The sequence below is a fragment of the Actinoallomurus acaciae genome, assembly GCF_042429965.1.
Classification (GTDB): Bacteria; Actinomycetota; Actinomycetes; order Streptosporangiales; family Streptosporangiaceae; genus Actinoallomurus; species Actinoallomurus acaciae.
In genome coordinates, this window is record NZ_JBHLZP010001234.1 from 1 (window position 1) to 700 (window position 700).

The following is a 700-nucleotide window of genomic DNA, read 5'->3' on the forward strand; positions in this document are numbered from 1 at the left end:
GTACCCAGACTCAACGACGAACCCTCAACAACCAAACCCGACTGCGCCGACTCCGTCACGACACACACCACCATTCTGTTTTCATCGTTAGTTGTTGATCCGTACGGGAACAGGCGCGGAGCGCGTACCGCTCCGCGCCCATCGGCGACCCGTTATTCGTTCGTCGGGGCGGTTTCGACGTTCTCGAGAATGCCCAGCGCGTCGGGCACCAGAACGGCCGCGGAGTAGTACGCGCTGACGAGATAGGAGATGAGCGCCTGCTCGTTGATGCCCATGAAGCGGACCGACAGGCCGGGCTGGTATTCGTCGGGGATGCCGGTCTGGTGGAGCCCGATGACGCCCTGGTCCTCCTCACCGACACGGAGCAGCATGATCGAACTGGTGTGGGCGTCGCTCACCGGGATCTTGTTGCAGGGGAAGATCGGCACACCGCGCCAGGCGGGCACCCGGTTGCCGGCGAAGTCGGCGCTCTGCGGGTAGACGCCCCGGCGGCTGCACTCACGGCCGAACGCGGCGATGGCCTTCGGGTGGGCGAGGAAGAACCCCGGGTTCTTCCAGACCGTCGACAGCAGTTCGTCCATGTCGTCCGGGGTGGGCGGGCCGTTCCGGGTGTGGACGCGCTGCTTGAGGTCGGCGTTGTGGAGCAGGCCGAACTCGCGGTTGTTGACCAGTTCGTACTCCTGACGTTCCCGCAGCGCCT

Annotated in this window: 1 pseudogene; it reads right to left on the reverse strand. The window is 65.3% G+C overall.

Annotation, left to right across the window (positions count from 1 at the left end):
• Positions 1-152 precede the first annotated feature (152 nt).
• A pseudogene (locus ACFFNX_RS51840) lies at positions 153-700 on the reverse strand (Crp/Fnr family transcriptional regulator); the annotation flags it as partial.